This is a genomic window from Paradesertivirga mongoliensis, from assembly GCF_024436395.1.
In the GTDB taxonomy this organism is placed as follows: Bacteria; Bacteroidota; Bacteroidia; order Sphingobacteriales; family Sphingobacteriaceae; genus Paradesertivirga; species Paradesertivirga mongoliensis.
In genome coordinates this window covers 1,069,775-1,091,481 of sequence record NZ_JAFMZO010000001.1, presented here as the reverse complement: position 1 = coordinate 1,091,481, position 21,707 = coordinate 1,069,775, and the positions used below count along the sequence as shown (strand labels likewise).

Below are 21,707 nucleotides of genomic sequence, written 5' to 3'. Positions count from 1 at the left end.
AAAATAAAAAAAGCCCTCCGTTAAAACGAAGGGCTTAGAGTTTTAATATATGCTGCTAATTATCGCGCGATTTCAAATGTTCCCCAGAATCTTACACCATCGGTAGAAATACCGTCAATGCGCATAATATTGCTGTTGGAAGCTAGCACTGCAGCCTGAATATCGTCCAGAGAATTAACTGCCTTTCCATTAATATGCGTAATGATAGTTCCCCTGGTAATCTGGTTCTCATGCAACAACCCGCCCTGACGAACACCGGTAACAACTACGCCGTTATTAACACGATATTTTTGCTTTTGAGCCGGTGTCAACGATGCAAAGTTACCACCTAATGCTGCAATAATTTTGTTGGCTGCATTAGAGTTGGATGCTATATTAACAGAGCTTTCACCTTTTAGCGTGACGCTAGTACTTCGCTCAGACCCGTCTCTCAAATAGCTCAATTGTACTTTATCGCCGGGACGTAAGCGCCCAACTTTCTCCTGCAAATCCGAAGAGGAAAGAATCTTGTTACCATCTACCTTTGTAATAATATCACCTTTTTTCAAACCTGCTGCCTCAGCGCCACCGCCTTCCATTATTTCATTTACATAAAGGCCGCTAATCTGATTTACCCCAAGCTCTTTAGCCACACTGGCGTCTAATTCTCTAAAAGTAACACCAATAAATCCTCTTTTAACCGAGCCGAACTTGATAAAGTCGTCCATAATCTTTTTGGCAAGATTTATCGGAATAGCGAAACCATATCCTTCATACCCTCCTCTTTGAGAAGCGATAGCAGTATTTATTCCGATAAGCTCGCCTTCTGTGTTCACCAAAGCTCCACCGCTGTTGCCAGGATTAATTGCAGCATCTGTTTGAATAAATGATTCAATAGCCGAGCTTGCCACCGGGCTGGTTTGCTGCTCACGGTTAGGATAATTACGTTGATTATTTTCGTTTAAAATCCCAATGCTCCGTCCTTTTGCGCTTACAATACCGGCTGTAACCGTAGTCTGAAGAGATAGAGGATACCCCACTGCCAGAACCCACTCGCCTACTCTAACATTATCAGAATTACCGAGTTTTATAACTGGAAGGTTTTTAGCTTCCACTTTAACTAATGCAAGGTCGGTATTTGAATCAGTTCCGATAACCTTGGCGGTGTACGAGCGATTGTCTGGCAAAATAATCTCAATTTTACTAGCCTTGTCAACTACGTGGTTGTTGGTAACTATGTAACCGTCTGGGGTTACGATCACACCAGAACCAGACGCCGATTGAGGCATTCTTTGGCGACCTCCTCCCCTTGGAGTGCCGAAAAATTCTTCAAACATGCCGCCAAAAGGGTCTTCCATACTTCTTGACGATGAGGATCCGTCGTATGTAGTTTTGATATGAACTACCGCCGGTGTAACCGCAGCAGCCGCCTGAACAAAATCCACATCTCCGGCCGAAGAAATATTTTGAGGATTTTTCGTGAAATATACGTTTTGCCGCTCTTCAAGCGTCATATTCTCAGCGTTCTGATTCTCGATTAGTTTATAACCACCAATCGCAACTGCTCCGCCAATAAATGCAGTTAAAAGTGTTATCCCTATCTTCTTCATATATTTATTATTTCTTAGTTTTTTTTCTTCTGTCAAAAGTAATACCAGTTAAACGTGAAATGCAACCCTGGTATATCGGCAAATCTGTTAAAAATTGTTAAACACAGAGTTTAAGAATTTACCCGCTGGTGATTTAATGAGCACAAAAAACCTTCCACAATTTCGTAATCTTGTATTAATGAAACTACATTTCTTTAAATACCAGGGCGCAGGCAACGATTTTATCTTAGTAGATAATCGACAAAATACGTTTAATCACCAACAGCCGCAAATTCTTGCCGATTTGTGCGACAGGAGATTCGGCATTGGAGCCGATGGAATTATGTTTCTTCAAAACACTGAGGGCTTTGATTTCGAAATGGTGTACTATAATGCCGATGGTAAACCAAGCAGTATGTGTGGCAACGGAGGACGATGCATTGTAGCCTTCGCAAAACATCTGAACATCTTTAAAGATGAAACCAACTTTTTGGCAGTCGATGGTTGGCATTATGCCAAAATTTCAGAGGCCGGCGACTGGGTGAGCTTGCAAATGATTGACGTTAAAGACATTGACGAAGACGGAGATGCTTATGTTTTAAACACCGGATCTCCTCATTATGTGCAATGCACAACCAACCTGGCTGATAAAGATGTATTTAGCGAGGGCAAAGCGATCCGAAATTCCGACAATTACCGGTCGGAAGGTATAAATGTGAATTTCATTGAGGACTTTGGAGATCATTTGTTCGTAAGAACTTATGAACGTGGGGTTGAGAACGAAACTTACGCCTGCGGAACCGGAGTTACTGCTGTAGCGTTGGCCATGGCTAAACACAAAAATCATACTGGAGAGAACAACACGAGGATCAAAGTATTAGGCGGCAACTTAAATATCCGCTTTAATTACGATGGAAAAGTGTTCAATAATATATTTCTGGAGGGGCCGGCAAAGTTTGTTTTTGAAGGATATGTCAATTTGATATAAATTCCTCCAAAAAAGTTACTTTTGCATCCCTAACGATATTTTTATGCATAGAACACATACCTGCGGTGAATTAACTATCAATGATTTAGGCAAAGATGTAACCCTTGCAGGATGGGTGCAAAAATCACGCGACCTGGGTGGAATGACTTTTATCGACATTCGCGACAGGTATGGAATTACCCAGCTCCTGGTAAACATGGATGAAGATGCTGATCTGTGTGAGCAAGCCCGCGGCCTGTCACGTGAATATGTGATTAAAGTTACCGGAAAGGTAATTGAGCGGACCAGCAAAAATCCAAAGATGCCTACCGGGGATATAGAAATAAAAGTTTCTTCTATTGAGATATTAAATGAAGCAAAGCTTCCTCCCTTCTTGATCGAAGACGAGACCGATGGGGGCGATGAGTTACGAATGAAATATCGGTACCTTGATCTGCGCCGTACACCAGTTAGAAATAACTTAATCCTTCGTCATAAAATGGCGCAGGAGATTAGAAAATATTTGGACGAGCAAGACTTCCTGGAAGTTGAAACACCGGTTCTTATTAAATCCACTCCGGAAGGGGCCCGGGATTTTGTGGTACCCAGCAGGATGAATCCAGGTGAGTTCTACGCGCTTCCACAATCGCCTCAAACCTTCAAACAGTTGTTGATGGTATCGGGCTTCGACCGTTACTTTCAGATTGTAAAGTGCTTCCGCGATGAAGATCTGCGTGCTGATCGTCAGCCTGAGTTCACTCAGATTGATTGCGAGATGGCCTTTATTGAGCAGGAAGATATCTTAAATCTGTTTGAAGGATTGATTAATCACTTATTCAAAAAAGTAAAAGGTGTAGACATTGGTTCTGTACCACGTATGGATTATGCTGATGCGATGCGCCTTTATGGATCTGACAAACCAGATACCCGCTTCGGGATGCAGTTTGTTGAGTTAAACGAGATTGCCAAAGGCGCAGGCTTCCCGGTGTTCGATAATGCAGAACTGGTTGTTGGTATCAATGCCAAAGGTTGTGCTGAATATACCCGTAAACAACTGGACGAGTTAACAGACTTCATCAAGCGGCCTCAAATTGGCGCCACCGGCCTTATATATATGCGTCACAATGCCGATGGCTCTTTAAAATCGTCTGTAGATAAGTTTTTTAACGAAGAAGCCTTAAAGCAATGGTCGGCAGCCTTTCAAACTGAGCCGGGAGATCTAGTTTTAGTTATGGCTGGAACCACTGATAAGGTTCGCAAACAATTAAATGAGCTACGCCTTGAAATGGGCAACCGTTTAGGCTTGCGCGATAAAAATAAATTCGCACCGCTTTGGGTAGTTGATTTCCCCTTATTAGAATGGGATGAAGAACACAATCGCTACCATGCCATGCACCATCCTTTTACTTCTCCAAAACCGGAAGACATCGGTCTGCTCGATACTAAACCAGGAGAAGTTCGTGCCAATGCTTACGACATGGTAATCAACGGAACCGAAATTGGCGGTGGTTCTATTCGTATCCACGACAGAGGACTACAAAGTCTAATGTTCAAGCATCTCGGATTTTCTCCGGAGGAAGCTCAAAAACAATTCGGATTTTTAATGGAAGCGTTTGAGTTTGGTGCGCCACCGCATGGTGGTATCGCATTCGGATTTGACCGTTTGGTTTCAATCTTTGCCGGTTTAGATTCTATCCGCGATGTGATAGCATTCCCGAAAAACAATTCTGGTAAGGATGTAATGATTGATTCGCCGTCGACTATTTCGGATGAGCAGTTGAAGGAGTTGAGTATAAAGACGACGGTGTAGAAATAGTTAGTTATAGGCTTAGACGGATTGCCAACATCTGATGACTAGAGGCGTTATTTCTTAACGTGAGGTCGCAAAAAATGCGACCTCACGTTTTTAGGCCCATCCTCCATCTTTGCAAATACGTAGGATGAACGGAGGATGAGCATCCCTTCACCCTGCCTTGGGACTACAACGAGCTAAGTACTTATATTAAACGCTCACTACGTAGACCGATTCCTCAAATTCCTGTATCTATCCTTTCTGACTTTTAAGAATATCCCTTATCTCACTCAACAAAGCCTCTTCTTTGCCAGGCACAACAGCAACCTCTACAACTTCTTCCTTCCTTTTCAGAGTATTGATAAACTTTACAATCAAAAAAATGCAGAACGCAACAATCAGAAACTGAATTAACGCATTGATAAAGTTTCCGTATTTAATTGAAACCTCGGCTACTTTATTGGCAGCATCTTCTGCTTTAAGAATAATCTTTTTATCGGCAAAATCAACCCCACCCATGATATAGCCTAGCGGCGGCATAATAATATCATCGACCAGAGATGTAACAATTTTACCAAAAGCAGCCCCGATAATAACACCGACAGCCAAATCGATTACGTTGCCGCGAACAGCAAACTCTTTAAATTCTTTAATGATTACCATAATCTGTGATTTAATATCCTAAGCTACTCATAAAAAAAATAAAGAGCATAAAAAAACCTCCGTTGAGGAGGTTGTCTAAAATCATATCGCTTTTCTAAGCTTGATAATCCTTGCCCAGTGCATAAACTTCAGTACTGGATAAACCGGATCTAACTCAAACCAGCGTTTAGCGAAGTTTGGACTATTTGGGTGCATATGGTGATTATTCTGAAATAATTCACCTAACATAAAAAAGTCAAACGGTGTAGTATTTTTTGAATGGTCGCCGTTGTCGAAATTTGAATATCCATATTTATGCCCACACCAGTTTACTAGTGCTCCGTGTAGCGGCCCCATTACGAAATGGATGGGAAGTAACAAGAACATCCACCAGCTTGTTGCGAAGATGACATAGAAAGCAATGTAAAAAGCCACAAAGCCCAACCGCGACCACATGGATGACGCCATAATATCTACCGTTCTCCATTCAGGATAGTTTCCTTTAAAACGGGTTTCCGGCTCTCGGTTGTATTTTACATACTCCTGAAAAATAATTTTTGTATGCCACATCATTTGAAACACGTCACGGAAAAAGTGTGGCGAGTGCGGATCCTTTTCGGTATCGCTATAGGCGTGATGCATACGGTGAAGTATAGCGTAAGCTCTAGGGTTTAAAAAAGATGCCCCCTGAAAAACCCAGGTCATGATATAAAAAGTGCGCTCCCAGAACTTGCTGGTAGTAAACATTTTATGCGATGCGTAACGGTGAAGAAAAAAGGTCTGAAAAAATAAAGACAGGAACCAATGGGTAAGAAAGAAGATTAGAATAATCACAAATAAAAAAATTAATAGAGATTCAATTTATAAGAGGCTGCTGTTTTCGGCATCTCGGATATAAAACGCAAAAGTAAGAATCTTGGTTTATTAAAAATTAATAATTGGAATTAATGACTTTGAGAGGATAAGAACGGCCGACTAACTTGTCAAAAGTTCTGAACTTTGGCAAGTTTAAACCCTTCCTACGGAGAACCGCCCCAACATCTTAAACCCGATTGCCGCGGAAAACCCGGAGTGAACCGCCCTTAAAAGCGGTGAATGAGGATTTGGAGCAGAAAGCGGGGCTACATTTTCTACAAAGACGGAAGGTGCATTTACCTCACCTAAACCCTCTCCTGAAGGAGAGGACTTTGAAGGATTTATAGCTTACCTATTATATCTAACTACTTATACGCTATACAGGCCACCCAGACTCCTCTCCTTCAGGAGAGGGCGCCTCAGCCCCCGCGCAAAGGCGGGTGAGGTTTTTTCTCTTTTTACTTTGCCCTTAACTTAATTCCTCCTATCTTTGCAATCCCTTTTTGAGGGGTATACTAAAATTTTTAATTAATTTAATATCAAGCAAGTGAATACGTTAAGTTACAAAACTGTCTCTGCTAACAAATCAAACGTCGACAAACAATGGATAGTTGTTGACGCTGAAGGCGAGATTTTGGGGCGCTTATCATCTAAGATCGCTATGGTGATCAGAGGAAAAAATAAGCCTTCGTACACCCCACACGTAGACTGCGGCGATAACGTGATTGTTATCAATGCAGACAAAGTTAAACTGACCGGTAACAAAATGGGTGATAAAACCTATGTACGTTACACAGGCTATCCAGGCGGTCAGCGTTTCATTTCTCCGAAAGAGTTATTGGCTAAACATCCTGAGCGTATAGTTGAAAAAGCTGTACGTGGTATGTTGCCTAAAAATCGTTTGGGACGTGCTTTGTACAAAAATCTACATGTGTATGCGGGTACTACTCACCCACATGCAGCACAAAGTCCAAAAGAAGTTAAACTTTAATTAAGAGAAAGAAATGTCAACAACAAACACTTCAGGCAGAAGAAAAACAGCAGTTGCCCGTATCTATCTTAAAGATGGTAACGGCGGCATTACCGTTAACGGTAAAGATTACAAAGAGTACTTCCCAACCTTACCATTACAATTCATCGTTACACAGTCTACCGAGGTTTCTGGTTCTGCCGGAAAATTTGACGTTACTGTAAACGTTGCTGGTGGTGGTGTTAAAGGACAAGCGGAAGCAGTTCGTTTAGCAATTGCAAAAGCTATTGTTGAATTAGATCCGGAAACAAAACCTTCATTGAGAGCTAAAGGCTTAGTAACACGTGACATGCGTATGGTTGAGCGTAAAAAACCAGGACGCAAGAAAGCCCGTAAGAAATTTCAATTTAGTAAACGTTAATCTCAGGAGGATCAGACAATGGCAAGAACAACATATCAGGATTTATTGGATGCAGGTGTACACTTTGGTCACCTTACCCGCAAATGGGATCCAAAAATGTCTCAGTACATTTTCATGGAGCGTAATGGCATCCACATCATAGATTTAAATAAAACTTTAACAAAATTAGAAGAAGCTGCTGCCGCGATTAAACAAATCGTTAAATCTGGCCGTAAAGTGTTATTCGTAGCTACCAAAAAACAAGCTAAGGATATCGTTGCTGCACAGGCTGCTTCGGTAAACATGCCTTTCGTAACCGAGCGTTGGTTAGGTGGTATGTTAACTAACTTCGCAACTGTACGTAAGTCGATCAAAAAGATGTCTAACATCGACAAGATGACTAAAGACGGAACTTACGATGTACTTTCTAAGAAAGAAAAATTAATGATTCAGCGTGAGCGTATCAAGTTAGAAACCCTTTTAGGAGGTATTGCTGACTTAAATCGTCTTCCTGCTGCATTGTTCCTTATCGATGTTAAGAAAGAGCACATCGCTGTTTCTGAGGCATTGAAACTGAATGTACCTACTTTTGCAATGGTAGATACTAACTCAGATCCTTCAAACATCGATTTCCCTATTCCTTCAAATGATGATGCTACGAAATCAATTCAATTGATTACTGATATCATTATCAAAGCTATCCAGGAAGGTTTGGATGAGCGTAAACGTGAGAAAGAAGACGAAGCTGAAAAAGAAGCTGCAGTAGCTAAAGCGAAAGCTGATGCTCCTGAGGTGAAAGAAGAAGGCGCATCATCTGGTCGTCGTGAGCGTAAAGCTGCTGCGGTTGACGTTACTGCAGAAGGCGAAGCTCCGGCTGCTGAAGGCGCTGAGTAAGCCCCAAGCCCTAAGGGTTTGTGATAATCAAACAAATAAAATTTAAATCTTCTCAACCTCCGCCCACCGGCGGAGGTTTGAGGTTAAATACAAAAACACATGTCTACAGTACAAATCTCTGCCTCAGACGTAAATAAACTGCGCCAGCAAACAGGTGCAGGTATGATGGATTGTAAAAAAGCTTTAACAGAATCTAACGGTGATTTTGAAGCTGCGATAGATTACCTTCGTAAAAAAGGTGCTAAAGTTGCTGCAAGCCGTCAGGATCGTGAGTCTAACGAAGGTGTGGTTATTTCTAAAACTACAGCCGATGGAAAACGCGGAATTATTGTTGAAGTGAATTGCGAAACTGATTTCGTGGCTAAGAATGCTGATTTTATCGCTTTTGCCAACAGCATTGCTGAATTAGCGATCGACAAAAATGTTTCTTCTGTTGAAGAGCTAAGCAGCCTTGACTTAAACGGAACTAAAATTTCTGATGCCCTATTAGATCAAACCGGTAAAATCGGTGAGAAAATCGGCGTTTCTAAATTTGAAACTGTTACCGGTGAAAAAGTGATCGCTTACATCCACGGTAACTACCGCTTAGGTGTATTAGTGGCTTTAAGTGCTAACGCTGCCGACGCTGATGCTGCCGGTAAGGATGTTGCAATGCAAATTGCTGCGATGAATCCGGTTGCTTTAGATAAAGGTGATGTGGATGCAAAAACTATCGAGCGTGAGCTTGAAATTGCCAAAGAGCAAATCCGTGCTGAAGGTAAGCCTGAAGAAATGGTTGAAAAAATCGCTGCTGGTAAATTGAACAAATTCTATAAAGATTCTACTTTATTGAATCAGGAGTTTGTTAAAGATCCTTCAAAAACTGTTGCTCAGTTTTTAAATAGCGTTCAAAGTGGTTTAACTGTCACTGCGTTTAAGCGTGTGCAGTTAGGTGCTTAATAGCCGATTAACTAAGAATTAAGGAAAATCCCTGCCAGTACTGGCGGGGATTTTTTGTTTCATCTCTACATGTGCATTTTTTTTTAGCCGACTAATTCGCCAATCGTTAATTAACTAACCCACTATTTTCTTAAATTCGCCAAAATATTGTCGTAGATGAAGTATAAGCGCATCCTCCTGAAGTTAAGTGGAGAATCATTAATGGGTGATAAACAGTATGGTATAGACAGCGACCGTGTTTTGCAATATGCCCAGGATATTAAAGCAGTTCACGATACAGGTTTAGAGATAGCTATCGTGATAGGGGGCGGAAACATTTTCAGGGGACTAAGTGCTGAAAAGGGCGGAATGGACCGTGTGCAGGCCGATTATATGGGGATGCTCGCTACCGTTATTAACAGTATGGCCTTACAGGATGCTCTGGAAAAGACAGGCGTTAAAACCCGGTTAATGACTGCTATTAAAATGGAGCAGATCTGCGAGCCCTTTATTCGCAGAAGGGCTGTAAGACACCTGGAAAAAAGAAGGATCGTAATCTTCGGCGCGGGAACAGGAAATCCGTATTTCACCACCGATACAGCTGCTTCGCTTCGCGCCATCGAAATTAATGCTGATGCTGTATTAAAAGGAACACGCGTTGATGGTATTTACACTGCCGATCCGGAAAAAGATCCGACGGCGACGAAGTATGAAAACATTACATTCCAGGAGGTTTACGATAATAACTTAAACGTAATGGATATGACAGCGTTTACTTTATGCCAGGAAAATAAGCTTCCAATTATTGTTTTTGACATGAACAAAGCTGGAAACTTCATGCGTATAGCTAACGGCGACTCTATTGGAACTTTGGTTAAAGGATAATTATAAATCTCATATACTGAACGATGAATGAACTTATAAAGAAGCAGTTGAACGATTGCAGAACCACAATGGACAAAGCTGTTGATCACTGCGATGCTGAATTAACAAAAATCCGTGCAGGCAAAGCTTCACCGGCCATGCTTGACGGCATTATGGTAGATTATTATGGCAACCCCACTCCATTGCAGCAGGTTGGAAGCGTTACCACTCCAGACGCCCGGACACTTGTAATCCAGCCATGGGAGAAATCATTATTGAGCCCTATCGAAAGAGCAATCATAGATTCAAATGTTGGCTTAAACCCTCAGAATGATGGCGTAATGATTCGTTTAAATGTTCCCCCTTTAACCGAAGAGCGTCGTAAAGACCTTTTCAAAAAAGCCAAGGAAGAAGCTGAAAAAGGACGCATCGCCATCCGGAACATCCGCAAAGACGTAAACGGAAAAATTCAGCGCCTGAAATCAGAGGGTGTATCGGAAGATGAGATTAAAGGCGGCGAGGCTGAGGTTCAAAAATTAACCGACAGCTATATTGTTAAAGTGGATAAACTGGTGGAGATCAAGGAAAAAGACATTATGACTGTTTAAACGCGGAAGCGTTACTAATATTTAATCTAAAAGTCAAAATAAAAGGAATGAGTTAATTAGCTCGTTCCTTTTTTCATTTTTGTATATAATGAAACTACTCGTAAAGTATTTAAGCATGCATCGCGGAGTGGTGCTTTTAGCGCTCTTTCTTGCAGCCATCAATCAAAGTTTTTCTTTACTCGATCCATATATCACAGGCAGAATTGTCGACGAATTGATTGAAAAGAAAGACGAGCTTACACGTGATGCTTACATCTCGCTGGCGCTAACCTGGGTCGGCTTATCTGTCGGTGCAGCCATGGTATCACGCATAGCCAAAAACTTTCAGGATTATTTCACGAGCATTATAGTTCAGAAAGTGGGGGCAAAAATGTATGCGGATGGTTTGCAGCATTCTCTGCAACTACCATATCAGGTGTTTGAAGACCAGAGAAGTGGTGAAACCTTGGGGATTTTGCAAAAAGTACGTCAGGACGTAGAGAAATTCATTACGTCCTTTATCAGTATCCTCTATGTGAGCCTGATTGGGATGATCTTCGTTATTGTCTATTCCCTAACCGTAAGTTACAAAGTAACACTTGTCTATTTTGCTGCCATTCCGGTGATCGCAATCTTAAGTCTGGTGCTTAGCCGAAAGATTAAAACCCTTCAAAGGAAGATCGTCGGCGAAACTACTGCACTTGCAGGTTCAACTACAGAATCATTAAGAAACATTGAATTGGTAAAAAGTCTCGGTTTAGCCGACCAGGAGATAAAACGCCTGAATAATACTACTTACAAGATTCTTGGGCTAGAGCTTAAGAAAGTAAAATATGTAAGAAGTATGAGCTTTGTGCAGGGCACTACTGTAAATATGGTACGAAGTATCATGGTAGTTATTTTGCTAATATTGATTTTCGATAACTCTATTTCGCCGGGCCAATATTTCCAATTTCTATTTTACTCATTCTTCCTTTTCGGACCATTGCAAGAGTTAGGAAATGTAATCCTGACCTGGAGGGAGACCGAAGTCTCGCTGGCAAATTTTAGAAACATTTTAGAGACTCCCATTGATATCAAACCAGCAAAACCAGTTCATTTTGAGCGTATTAATCGTTTCTCTTTTGATGGCGTAAGCTTTAAGCACAGAACAGCAACCACAAATGCGTTAAGAAATATCTCTTTCGAAGCAGATGCAGGAGAGACAGTAGCTTTTGTCGGACCATCTGGATCAGGAAAAACAACTTTGGTGAAACTGTTGGTAGGCTTATACCAGCCGCTGGAGGGCGATGTACTTTACAACAATACATCTTCTAAAGAAATTGATTTAGATCGCTTACGCGAGCGCATAGGCTTCGTTACGCAAGACACCCAGCTCTTCTCGGGAACCATTCGTGAGAACCTTCAATTCGTCAGACCCGATGCAAGTGATGAGGAATGTATGGACGTGTTGAATAAAGCAGCTTGTCATACCTTACTAGCTCGGGCTGATAAAGGCCTGGACACCGTGATCGGAGAAGGTGGTGTAAAAGTTTCCGGCGGAGAGAAGCAGCGTTTATCAATAGCAAGAGCATTACTAAGAAGGCCGGATATTCTCGTCTTCGATGAAGCGACCTCAGCGCTTGATTCTTTAACCGAAGAAGAAATTACCAAGACGATCAGGGATGTTTCGAATATGGAAGAGAGAATTACGATCCTCATCGCCCACCGTCTTTCTACAATTATGCATGCTGATAAGATCTTCGTTCTCGAACGTGGAAACATCATCGAATCTGGGAAACATGCTGAACTTTTGGAAGAGAAAGGATTGTATTATGCGATGTGGAGGCAACAGATTGGAGAGAAAGAAGTATTTGAGCTTAATTAATACTATCTTGATAAAAACTTAATATGACCTATCTACTATTTCTTGGCCTTGGGTTGCCAGAGATCCTGTTAATCCTTTTTACTGCTGGCATCCCCTTCATATTAATGCTTATTTGCATAATTGATATTGTGAGATCAGAGTTTAAGGACTCGACAAGTAAACTAATATGGATCTTGATCGTGCTTTTTCTACCCATGCTAGGCTCCTTGATCTATTTGCTTATAGGAAGAAATCAAAAAATACTATCCGACTCAAGAAAATAAGACAGACCATTCTGGAATTTGTATTGCAGCGACGATTTAGACCTAACCCGTCTTAACTGCAAACTTCCTCAATAAAAAAGCCCCACCATTATCTGGCAGGGCTTTAACTTTTTAGTTTTCGTCTTTAACCTTACGAACATCCTCCCTGCGTACCGCAGTTCAAACATTTGTAGCAAGTTCCTGAACGAACCATGATGTGTCCGCAGTTACCGCAGGCCGGAGCGTCAGACTGACCACCACCAGAGATATCCAAAACTGGTTTCAATACTTTATCCCCCGATACTTTATCAGATTTAACATCCGAATAATTGTTATCCTGTGGATTGGTGTCGGTATCTTCCATTTGAGGATTTCCTAATACAGCATTCTGTTCTGTAATCACATGAACTAAATCTGTACGTTGCAGATACTCGTATCCTAATAGGCGGAAAATATAATCAATAATCGAAGTCGAGCTCTTGATGTTGTCGTGGCCCGCAACCATACCAGATGGCTCAAAACGAGTGAATGTAAACTTATCAACAAACTCCTCAAGAGGAACACCATACTGCAAGCCCACAGATATAGCAATAGCAAAACAGTTCATCAGCGAGCGGAAAGTTGCACCTTCTTTGTGCATATCCACGAAGATCTCTCCTAAAGTCCCATCCTCATATTCTCCTGTACGAACAAATACTGTTTGTCCGCCTACTGATGCCTTTTGCGTGAAACCTCCACGTTTAGATGGTAGATTTTTACGCTCAACTACAGAAGACAACTGACGTTTGAATTTGGTATCAGTCGACTTTTCAAGTATTGCACGAGCTGCTTCCAAAACCTGATCAGCCGTAAGATCGCTTAATTTAACATTAGCCGCTTCACCCAACACTTCTTCAATTGCATCCATTTTATCCTCTTTAGAATCAGAAGATTTGGTTGAAAGCGGCTGAGATAGTTTACAACCATCGCGATAAAGCGCATTAGCTTTTAAAGCTAATTTCCACGAAAGCTCGTAACACTCTTTAATCTCTTCAACAGTAGCTTCGTTCGGAAGGTTGATAGTTTTAGAAATCGCACCTGACAAGAAAGGTTGAGCAGCAGCCATCATCTTGATGTGACCACTTGCATGGATGTAACGCTGACCTTTTGATCCACACTTGTTAGCACAATCAAAGATCGGATAATGTTCTTCCTTTAAATATGGAGCACCTTCAATCGTCATTGTTCCGCAAATAAACTCATTTGCTTCTGCGATCTGCTGACGGTTAAAGCCTAAGGCACGCAACATGTTAAAGTCTGGAGAATTGTATTGCTCAGGTTTGAATCCGAGACGTTTCAAGCAATCCTCACCTAATGACCACTGGTTAAACACAAATCCGATTTCGAACGCTGCAAGAAGAGATTTATCGATTTTCTCTAACTCATCTTGAGTGAATCCTTTTGCCGCAAGACTGTCGAAATTAATATGAGGGGCGCCTTTTAAAGTAGCAGCACCTTTAGCATAGTTAACAATTGCTTCAATCTCATGCTCTTTATAACCCTGGTTACGCAAAGCGGATGGAACACCCTGGTTAATGATTTTAAAATAACCACCACCAGATAATTTCTTGAACTTCACTAAAGCGAAGTCTGGCTCAATACCTGTGGTGTCGCAATCCATTACCAGACCGATTGTTCCGGTTGGGGCGATAACAGTTGTTTGAGCATTACGGTAGCCATATTTCTCGCCTAATTCAACTGCTTTATCCCATGCGTTGCAGGCGGCAGAAAGCAAGTAATCCGGACAATATTTTTGATCAATTCCCGGAGGCGCAATTTCCAATCCTTCGTAAGCATCAGTTGCGTTATAAGCCGCATAGCGATGGTTGCGCATTACGCGAAGCATGTGCTTTTTATTGTCTTCGTAGCGTTTGAAAGAACCAAGCTCTTTCGCCATTTCAGCAGAAGTTGCATAAGCAGTACCAGTCATGATAGCCGAAATAGAACCGCCAATTGCACGCGCTTTTTCACTATCATAAGGAATACCAGCAACCATTAACATAGAGCCCAGGTTAGCGAAACCTAAACCAAGTGTGCGGTAATCATACGATAACTGCGCAACTTCTTTAGACGGAAATTGAGCCATTAAAACAGAAATCTCAAGAACCACTGTCCACACACGACAAGCATGCTCAAATCCTTTAACATCAAACACTAAAGTCTCCGGGTTAAAGAAATGTGCAAGGTTGATTGAAGCAAGGTTACAAGCAGTATTATCTAAAAACATGTACTCCGAACATGGATTCGATGCATTAATGCGTCCACCTTCAGGGCAGGTATGCCATTCGTTGATGGTTGTATCATATTGAACACCCGGATCAGCACAAGCCCATGCAGCAAAAGCGATATCCTGCCATAATTTATCGGGAGAAATTGATTTAACCACTTTACCGTTCGTACGGCCAATTAAATCCCACTCTTTTCCGCTCTCAAGCGCTTTAAAGAATGAATTAGGGATACGAACCGAGTTATTTGAATTTTGTCCGGCAACAGTACGATAAGCTTCGCCTTCGTAATCAGAAGAATAACCTGCAGCGATCAATGCTGCAACTTTGCGCTCTTCTTCTACTTTCCAGTTCACAAAACCTTCAATTTCGGGGTGATCTAAGTCTAAACACACCATTTTAGCAGCACGACGGGTTGTACCACCAGATTTGATTGCACCTGCGGCGCGATCGCCGATTTTAAGGAACGACATCAAGCCTGAAGAATAGCCACCTCCGGATAATTTTTCGTTCTCTCCGCGAATAGCTGAGAAATTGGTTCCTACACCAGAACCGTATTTAAAGATACGTGCTTCACGAACCCAAAGATCCATGATACCACCATCGTTTACTAAATCGTCGGTTACAGAAAGAATAAAACAAGCGTGAGGCTGAGGGCGCTCGTATGCAGAAGTTGACTTGCTAAGCACTTCGGTTTCCGGGTCAACATAATAATGCCCCTGAGGCTTTCCTGTAATGCCATATGAACTATGCAGTCCGGTGTTGAACCACTGAGGCGAGTTTGGAGCGGCTAGCTGACCTACGATAGTATATACTAACTCATCGTAGAAAATATCAGCGTCTTTAGTTGAAGCAAAGTAGCCGTAGCGTTCGCCCCAGCTTTTCCAGCAATGCGCCATACGATGGGCAACCTGTTTTACACTTTTTTCAGAACCGGTGGTTCCGTCAGGCTGAGGAACACCTGCTTTACGGAAATATTTCTGAGCAAGAATATCGGTTGCAACCTGGCTCCATGATCCCGGTACTTCAACATCGTTCATTTCGAACACCGCATCACCTGCAGGATTCCGGATTACCGATGAACGTTTCTCATATTGAAACAAATCATAAACATTTACGCCTTCCTTACTGAAGTAGCGTTGAAACTGTAAGCCTTTCCCAGTTCCCTTTTTGGTTGCATTATTTTTGCCCATCTCTGTAATATTATGTTGTTGGTATTGAACTATTTCCTCACCTGAAAAAACTATAAGGAGTTTTTATCAAATTTATCTGTCTGCCCTTCTTAATTGAAATCAGACTTTTCCACAGGTTGTTGGTGTGCCCTTAATTGTGATAACTTTTATAGATAAGGCCATGGTTATTAGATATTTATTATGTTGATAACTTCAAAAACCAGGTTATTTTTTTTAAAAAAACAAACACCTATATGAAACGCAAAATGCGCCAGAAAACGTATTGGGAAAGAGATTGGATAGATACCCTTATTTAGCGGGACTCACCCGGCCAAACCGGAACCCCATAAAAAAAGCCGGAACTGTGTCCGGCTTGTCTTCATATTGAATGATATTCTCTTAGTCGACCACAGTCACTTTGATCATATTTGTTTTCCCTTTTTTCTCGATCGGCATTGCGGCGGTATTGATTACCACCTCACCTGTAACTACCATTCTTTCTTCTTTAAGGATGCGATTTACATCACTGATAGATTTATCAGTAGTTTCGAATTTATCATAATAAAAACCTTTTACTCCCCAAAGCAGGCTAAGAGTATTTAATAAAGTACGATTACTGGTAAAAATGAATGTGCCGGCTTTTGGACGATGACTCGATATCTCGAAAGCAGTATATCCCGAAGAAGTCATCGAGACCAATCCAACTGCATTTGTTTTTTCGGCCAGGTAAACTGCCGAACCACAAACTGCGTCAGCAATATAAGTTGGAGAATTAGGATTAAGTTTTTTAGGAGTTTGGTACGGATAAGCAAAATCCTCAATATTCTTGATGATCTTGCTCATCGTTTCAATAACAATCACCGGAAATTCACCTACGGATGTCTCACCACTCAACATCACCGCATCTGCACCATCCAACACCGAGTTTGCCACGTCGTTCACCTCTGCACGTGTTGGGCGCGGAGTAGTAATCATACTTTCGAGCATTTGCGTTGCCACGATTACCGGCTTAGATGCTTCGCGGCATTTACGGGCAATCATTTTCTGCAATACGGGAACCTGCTCCATTGGCATTTCAACTCCAAGATCACCACGGGCAACCATACAACCATCCGTAACCGAGATGATTGCATCTATATTATCAATCGCTTCCGGTTTTTCAATCTTAGCGATAACACGTGCAGTTTTACCACTGCGTGTGATAATTCTTTTTAGCTCTATGATGTCTTCTGCCGTACGAACAAACGATAAACCGATCCATTCCACATCATTCTGCAAAGCGAATTCAAGATTGCTTAAATCTTCTTCCGTTAAACTTGGAATAGAAATTTTTGTATTGGGAAGATTTACGCCTTTGCGGGAAGTAAGAATACCGCCGTGAACGATCTCACAGGTAACGGTATCTTTATTGTTGGTACTGATAACACGCATCTGAATCTTACCGTCATCCAAAAGAATGATCTCTCCGGCCCTTACGTCTCTCGGAAAGCTTTGATAAGTGATATAAATTTGCTTGTCGTTACCCAGCAATTCGTTGGTAGTAATTTCAATTTTACTGCCGTTTATCAGGTGAATGCCTCCATCCTGCACCATTCCTATGCGGATTTTAGGACCTTGCAAATCCGCCAGGATACCAATATGGGTTTTGTATTGTTTATTTATTTCACGAATAGTATCAATAGTTGCCTGGTGATCTGCCTGATTTCCATGAGAAAAATTTAAGCGGCAAACATCAACTCCGGCTTTAATCATACTAAGTAATACCTCTTTGTTCGACGATGCCGGGCCCAACGTGGCAACTATTTTGGTCCGTTTATGTATTTGTTTCATTATTTATTTCAATTTTACTTCTATTGGTGTATTTAATACACTATTAATAATTTCGGCTAAAATATCAGATTTTCTTTAGATTTCAACTTTCTTGGATCAACTTCTATCGCAGCAAGGATTTCCGGAAGCTTATTTATATCGTCAATCATCTGTTCAACTTCCTCTTCGCTGATATAATTGCGTATCAAAATAAAATAATCAACCCGCTTCATTTCCGGAATCAAATATCCCTGATCACCTTTATTTGCCAACAAATATACATCCGTTTCTGATTCAGGTATTTGATACTGGTATCGCGAAAAAAATATTTCATTAGAATTGCTTTCGATTACAAGTTCATCTATCTTGTATAAATTAATGTTCAGTTGCCTGTTTAATTTAAAACAAAGCATATAATCTTTCAGTTGTGAAGTGATGGCAATTAAAACAAAATCAAGGTCGAGTTCGTATTTTAGAGTAAGCCGATTCAATTTTAAATCTTTAGAAAAACGAAATTAATAAAGATTCCCGCAGAATGAGCATGTCAGGCCAGTTTTTAGGCAAAAACAAAAAGGTTTGATATTAATTAGAATTTATTTTTCTTTGCACAGAATTATTTAACCATTAAAATATAGAAACTATGTCTGATATCGCTTCAAGAGTAAAAGCAATTATCGTAGAAAAATTAGGTGTGGATGAAAGTGAAGTGACGCCTGAAGCATCTTTTACTAACGATCTTGGTGCTGACTCTTTAGACACCGTGGAATTGATCATGGAGTTTGAAAAGGAGTTCAATGTTGCTATTCCTGATGACCAGGCTGAAACTATCGGCACAGTAGGTCAGGCTATCGCATACTTAGAAAAAAACGTAAAATAATCTCGCTGCCTCAGTATAAATGGAGCTAAAAAGAGTTGTAGTTACAGGGTTAGGTGCGCTTACTCCCATAGGAAATACCGTTTCGGAATACTGGAACGGGTTGATTAATGGAGTAAGCGGAGCCGCTCCAATTACCAAATACGATACTACAAACTTTAAAACAAAGTTTGCCTGTGAGGTAAAAAACTTCAATCCCGAAGATTTCTTAGATCGCAAGGAAGCCAGAAAGTTAGACCCTTTTGTGCATTATGCACTTGCAGCTACAGATGAAGCTGTAAAAGATTCGGGCCTGCAATTTGGCGAGTTAGATACCAATCGTATTGGAGTAATCTGGGGTTCAGGTATTGGAGGATTAAAAACGTTTTTGGATGAAGTGGTGAATTTCGCTAAGGGTGATGGCACCCCCAGATTCAATCCTTTCTTTATTCCAAAAATGATTCTGGACATAGCTCCGGGTCATATCTCGATCAAATACGGTCTTCGCGGACCAAATTTTTCAACCGTTTCTGCTTGTGCATCTTCAACAAATGCACTAATAGATTCGTTCAATTACATCAGGCTCGGAATGGCCAATGTAATTATCTCAGGTGGTTCTGAAGCGATTATAAACGAGGCTGGAATGGGTGGCTTTAACGCCATGCATGCCCTCTCTACGCGTAACGACGATCCGGCAACTGCGTCCCGCCCCTTTGATAAGGATCGCGATGGCTTTGTTGCAGGTGAAGGCGCAGGCGCGATAATTCTGGAAGAACTGGAGCATGCAAAAGCCCGCGGAGCAAAAATCTATGCTGAAATTATTGGAGGAGGCATGAGTGCCGATGCCAATCATATTACAGCGCCACATCCGGAAGGCTTAGGTGCACGTCTGGTGATGACGAATGCTTTGCACGATGCCGGTTTAACCACTGCTGATATCGATTATATCAACGTTCATGGTACCTCAACGCCATTGGGCGATATCAGCGAATCAAAAGCCATTATCGATTTATTTGGTGAAAATGCATACAAGCTGAATATCAGCTCTACTAAATCAATGACCGGGCATTTATTAGGTGCTGCCGGCGCCATTGAAAGTATTGCTTGTATTTTAGCGATTCAGAATGACATTATCCCACCTACAATAAATCACTTTACTGATGATCCTGAAATAGATCCAAGTTTGAACTTAACGTTTAATGTTGCTCAAAAACGTACCGTTAGAGCAGCACAAAGCAATACGTTTGGCTTCGGAGGACACAATGCATCAGTTATCTTCAAAAAATATGAAGCATAATTAAAATAGCAGTGTTATATCAAATAATAACACTGCTATTTATTCCCAAACTGGTTAATATTATCTTATTAACATAACGATGCTGTTTTCGAAAGTCTATAAGCTTTACTTTTCTCCTCACCGAGAGTATGTTAAAAGGTTGACTAATCTTTTAGGGTTCGTTCCGGGAAATATTAAGCTCTATAAAATGGCCTTTCGGCACCGTTCTATAGCCGTGGTTCTAAAAAATGGAACCAAAAACAGCAATGAACGGCTGGAGTTTTTAGGCGATGCCGTACTTGGATCGGTTATTGCCGAAGAGCTGTTTAAACGTTATCCCTATAAAGACGAAGGCTTTCTCACCGAAATGCGCTCGAAAATCGTAAACCGGGCAAATCTTAATCAGCTTGCCAGAAAACTTGGGCTGGGCGAATTAATTGAATTCGACAACCGGATCGTCAATTACCCCAACAAACAGGGATCATTGCTTGGCGATGCATTTGAAGCGCTCATCGGTGCAATTTACCTAGACAAGGGATACAATTTCACTCAAAATTTCCTGCTAAATCATATTATAAAACCCCATATAGACATCCACACCCTCGAAAACACCGAAACTAACTTCAAAAGTAAACTGATAGAATGGTGCCAGCGACACGGGAAGGATGTCACCTTTGAACTTATTGCTAATGCCGAAGGCGACAGTGCAAAACTGTTTACTATAAAAGTATCTGTTGATGGCGAGAATATGGGCTCGGGCCGCGACTATAATAAGAAAAACGCAGAAAAACTCGCGGCAGAAAAAGCCTGCGAAGCCCTTTGTATTTAGGCTTCTCTCAGAACTTCTTTCACTGGTTTAGGTTAATTAATAAATTATATCTTTGCCAATGCTTAAATCAATGACCGGTTATGGTATCGCAGTAACCGATTTTGCAAACGCCAAATATACTGTCGAGATTAAATCTCTAAACAGCAAATTTCTTGAACTGGCACTCAAGCTTCCAAAATCTTTTTCAGACAAAGAGTTCGTTCTTAGGAATGAATGCAGCAAGCAAATTGAGCGTGGAAAGGTAAATGTGGCTGTAACTGTCGAGTATTCGGAAACGCAAAAAAAATCGGCTTCGATTGATAGCGGGCTGCTAAAAGCTTACTATAAACAACTACGCGAAGCTGCGGATGAATTAGGAGATTCAGGAAGCAACCTTCTGCAAATGGCGCTTAACTTCCCTGATGTAGTTAAATACGATGAAGACACGATTTCCGATGAAGAATGGCTTCAAATGCATAAAACCTTTAACGCGGCAATGCTTGATTTTCAGAAATTCAGAAGCGACGAAGGAGGTGTCTTGCAGCAGGATCTGATAGCAAGAGTAAAGAGCATATACGACTCGTTGCGAAAAATAGAAGAGATCGCACCAAAACGCATTCCACAGATCAAAGAGCGCCTGACACTTTTACTCGAAGAGAATGTAGGCAAGGAGAATTATGATCAAAATCGCCTGGAGCAAGAATTGATATTTTATATTGATAAGCTTGACATCACTGAAGAGAAAATACGATTAACCAGCCATTGCGACTACTTCTTAGAAACCCTGAAATCGCCGGATGCCAACGGAAAGAAGCTTGGATTTATTTCCCAGGAAATCGGCAGAGAAATAAACACGATAGGCTCGAAGGCTAATGATGCGCAAATCCAGCAGATCGTGGTGGGCATGAAGGAAGAACTGGAAAAGGTAAAAGAACAATTACTAAACGTATTATAAACCC

20 protein-coding genes are annotated in these 21,707 nt (G+C 41.3%); 14 read left to right on the top strand and 6 right to left on the bottom strand.

Annotated elements, in window-relative coordinates; translation table 11 throughout:
- Window positions 1–59 precede the first annotated feature (59 nt).
- A complete protein-coding gene (locus J3P43_RS04485) occupies window positions 60–1,589 on the bottom strand; it encodes a Do family serine endopeptidase (RefSeq protein ID WP_255899570.1) in 1,530 nt (509 codons plus the stop codon).
- Window positions 1,590–1,767: 178 nt separating this feature from the next.
- On the opposite strand from J3P43_RS04485, the gene dapF reads away from it, so the two are divergent.
- Both dapF and aspS read left to right on the top strand, forming a co-directional pair.
- On the top strand, window positions 1,768–2,556 hold the full coding sequence (gene dapF / locus J3P43_RS04480) for a diaminopimelate epimerase (protein ID WP_255899568.1): 789 nt from the start codon (window positions 1,768–1,770) through the stop codon (window positions 2,554–2,556).
- Between the two features lie 43 nt (window positions 2,557–2,599).
- Window positions 2,600–4,345: an aspartate--tRNA ligase gene (aspS, locus tag J3P43_RS04475; RefSeq protein ID WP_255899566.1), complete on the top strand. Its 1,746-nt coding sequence runs from the start codon at window positions 2,600–2,602 to the stop codon at window positions 4,343–4,345.
- A 234-nt stretch (window positions 4,346–4,579) separates the two neighbouring features.
- Here aspS and mscL read toward each other — a convergent pair whose 3' ends face one another.
- A complete protein-coding gene (mscL, locus tag J3P43_RS04470) occupies window positions 4,580–4,990 on the bottom strand; it encodes a large-conductance mechanosensitive channel protein MscL (protein WP_255899563.1) in 411 nt (136 codons plus the stop codon).
- Between the two features lie 81 nt (window positions 4,991–5,071).
- Window positions 5,072–5,803, bottom strand: a complete 732-nt coding sequence (locus J3P43_RS04465) for an acyl-CoA desaturase (protein ID WP_255899561.1) — start codon at window positions 5,801–5,803, stop codon at window positions 5,072–5,074.
- A 568-nt stretch (window positions 5,804–6,371) separates the two neighbouring features.
- Here J3P43_RS04465 and rplM point away from each other — a divergent pair.
- From rplM to J3P43_RS19665, 8 genes are all read left to right on the top strand, one after another.
- Window positions 6,372–6,815 carry a 50S ribosomal protein L13 gene (gene rplM, locus J3P43_RS04460; RefSeq protein WP_255899558.1) on the top strand — a complete coding sequence of 148 codons (444 nt, stop codon included), beginning with the start codon at window positions 6,372–6,374 and terminating at the stop codon, window positions 6,813–6,815.
- 13 nt (window positions 6,816–6,828) lie between these two features.
- Window positions 6,829–7,215, top strand: a complete 387-nt coding sequence (gene rpsI / locus J3P43_RS04455; RefSeq protein ID WP_255899556.1) for a 30S ribosomal protein S9 — start codon at window positions 6,829–6,831, stop codon at window positions 7,213–7,215.
- Between the two features lie 18 nt (window positions 7,216–7,233).
- Window positions 7,234–8,088 carry a 30S ribosomal protein S2 gene (gene rpsB / locus J3P43_RS04450; RefSeq protein ID WP_255899553.1) on the top strand — a complete coding sequence of 285 codons (855 nt, stop codon included), beginning with the start codon at window positions 7,234–7,236 and terminating at the stop codon, window positions 8,086–8,088.
- 99 nt (window positions 8,089–8,187) lie between these two features.
- A complete protein-coding gene (gene tsf, locus J3P43_RS04445; protein WP_255899551.1) occupies window positions 8,188–9,027 on the top strand; it encodes a translation elongation factor Ts in 840 nt (279 codons plus the stop codon).
- 156 nt (window positions 9,028–9,183) lie between these two features.
- Entirely contained in the window at window positions 9,184–9,891 is a 708-nt protein-coding gene (gene pyrH, locus J3P43_RS04440) for a UMP kinase (RefSeq protein WP_255899549.1), read from the top strand.
- Window positions 9,892–9,914: 23 nt separating this feature from the next.
- Window positions 9,915–10,478, top strand: a complete 564-nt coding sequence (gene frr / locus J3P43_RS04435) for a ribosome recycling factor (RefSeq protein ID WP_255899546.1) — start codon at window positions 9,915–9,917, stop codon at window positions 10,476–10,478.
- A gap of 88 nt (window positions 10,479–10,566) precedes the next feature.
- Window positions 10,567–12,324 (top strand): ABC transporter ATP-binding protein, encoded by a 1,758-nt coding sequence (locus J3P43_RS04430; protein ID WP_255899543.1) that lies wholly within the window; start codon window positions 10,567–10,569, stop codon window positions 12,322–12,324.
- Window positions 12,325–12,347: 23 nt separating this feature from the next.
- Window positions 12,348–12,587 (top strand): PLDc N-terminal domain-containing protein, encoded by a 240-nt coding sequence (locus tag J3P43_RS19665; RefSeq protein WP_369414779.1) that lies wholly within the window; start codon window positions 12,348–12,350, stop codon window positions 12,585–12,587.
- 130 nt (window positions 12,588–12,717) lie between these two features.
- Here the strand turns inward: J3P43_RS19665 and J3P43_RS04425 are convergent, their stop codons facing one another.
- The 3 genes from J3P43_RS04425 to J3P43_RS04415 form a co-directional block, all read right to left on the bottom strand.
- Window positions 12,718–16,023 (bottom strand): vitamin B12-dependent ribonucleotide reductase, encoded by a 3,306-nt coding sequence (locus J3P43_RS04425; RefSeq protein WP_255899541.1) that lies wholly within the window; start codon window positions 16,021–16,023, stop codon window positions 12,718–12,720.
- A gap of 378 nt (window positions 16,024–16,401) precedes the next feature.
- Window positions 16,402–17,832 (bottom strand): pyruvate kinase, encoded by a 1,431-nt coding sequence (gene pyk, locus J3P43_RS04420; protein WP_255899538.1) that lies wholly within the window; start codon window positions 17,830–17,832, stop codon window positions 16,402–16,404.
- Between the two features lie 56 nt (window positions 17,833–17,888).
- Window positions 17,889–18,302 carry an IPExxxVDY family protein gene (locus tag J3P43_RS04415; protein ID WP_255899536.1) on the bottom strand — a complete coding sequence of 138 codons (414 nt, stop codon included), beginning with the start codon at window positions 18,300–18,302 and terminating at the stop codon, window positions 17,889–17,891.
- A gap of 149 nt (window positions 18,303–18,451) precedes the next feature.
- Here J3P43_RS04415 and J3P43_RS04410 point away from each other — a divergent pair, with 149 nt between their 5' ends.
- The 4 genes from J3P43_RS04410 (at window position 18,452) to J3P43_RS04395 (ending at window position 21,703) form a co-directional block, all read left to right on the top strand.
- A complete protein-coding gene (locus tag J3P43_RS04410; RefSeq protein WP_008508386.1) occupies window positions 18,452–18,688 on the top strand; it encodes an acyl carrier protein in 237 nt (78 codons plus the stop codon).
- Window positions 18,689–18,707: 19 nt separating this feature from the next.
- Window positions 18,708–19,961 carry a beta-ketoacyl-ACP synthase II gene (gene fabF / locus J3P43_RS04405; protein ID WP_255899533.1) on the top strand — a complete coding sequence of 418 codons (1,254 nt, stop codon included), beginning with the start codon at window positions 18,708–18,710 and terminating at the stop codon, window positions 19,959–19,961.
- 79 nt (window positions 19,962–20,040) lie between these two features.
- Window positions 20,041–20,769 carry a ribonuclease III gene (gene rnc / locus J3P43_RS04400; RefSeq protein ID WP_255899529.1) on the top strand — a complete coding sequence of 243 codons (729 nt, stop codon included), beginning with the start codon at window positions 20,041–20,043 and terminating at the stop codon, window positions 20,767–20,769.
- 58 nt (window positions 20,770–20,827) lie between these two features.
- Complete coding sequence (locus J3P43_RS04395; protein ID WP_255899526.1) at window positions 20,828–21,703, top strand: YicC/YloC family endoribonuclease; 876 nt, start codon at window positions 20,828–20,830, stop codon at window positions 21,701–21,703.
- Window positions 21,704–21,707 lie beyond the last annotated feature (4 nt).

Coding starts and splice junctions, on each gene's coding strand:
- J3P43_RS04485 (WP_255899570.1), bottom strand. CDS start 1,589: ATGAAGAAGATAGGGATAACACTTTTAACTGCATTTATTGGCGGAGCA.
- dapF (WP_255899568.1), top strand. CDS start 1,768: ATGAAACTACATTTCTTTAAATACCAGGGCGCAGGCAACGATTTTATC.
- aspS (WP_255899566.1), top strand. CDS start 2,600: ATGCATAGAACACATACCTGCGGTGAATTAACTATCAATGATTTAGGC.
- mscL (WP_255899563.1), bottom strand. CDS start 4,990: ATGGTAATCATTAAAGAATTTAAAGAGTTTGCTGTTCGCGGCAACGTA.
- rpsI (WP_255899556.1), top strand. CDS start 6,829: ATGTCAACAACAAACACTTCAGGCAGAAGAAAAACAGCAGTTGCCCGT.
- rpsB (WP_255899553.1), top strand. CDS start 7,234: ATGGCAAGAACAACATATCAGGATTTATTGGATGCAGGTGTACACTTT.
- tsf (WP_255899551.1), top strand. CDS start 8,188: ATGTCTACAGTACAAATCTCTGCCTCAGACGTAAATAAACTGCGCCAG.
- pyrH (WP_255899549.1), top strand. CDS start 9,184: ATGAAGTATAAGCGCATCCTCCTGAAGTTAAGTGGAGAATCATTAATG.
- frr (WP_255899546.1), top strand. CDS start 9,915: ATGAATGAACTTATAAAGAAGCAGTTGAACGATTGCAGAACCACAATG.
- J3P43_RS04430 (WP_255899543.1), top strand. CDS start 10,567: ATGAAACTACTCGTAAAGTATTTAAGCATGCATCGCGGAGTGGTGCTT.
- J3P43_RS19665 (WP_369414779.1), top strand. CDS start 12,348: ATGACCTATCTACTATTTCTTGGCCTTGGGTTGCCAGAGATCCTGTTA.
- J3P43_RS04425 (WP_255899541.1), bottom strand. CDS start 16,023: ATGGGCAAAAATAATGCAACCAAAAAGGGAACTGGGAAAGGCTTACAG.
- pyk (WP_255899538.1), bottom strand. CDS start 17,832: ATGAAACAAATACATAAACGGACCAAAATAGTTGCCACGTTGGGCCCG.
- J3P43_RS04410 (WP_008508386.1), top strand. CDS start 18,452: ATGTCTGATATCGCTTCAAGAGTAAAAGCAATTATCGTAGAAAAATTA.
- fabF (WP_255899533.1), top strand. CDS start 18,708: ATGGAGCTAAAAAGAGTTGTAGTTACAGGGTTAGGTGCGCTTACTCCC.
- rnc (WP_255899529.1), top strand. CDS start 20,041: ATGCTGTTTTCGAAAGTCTATAAGCTTTACTTTTCTCCTCACCGAGAG.
- J3P43_RS04395 (WP_255899526.1), top strand. CDS start 20,828: ATGCTTAAATCAATGACCGGTTATGGTATCGCAGTAACCGATTTTGCA.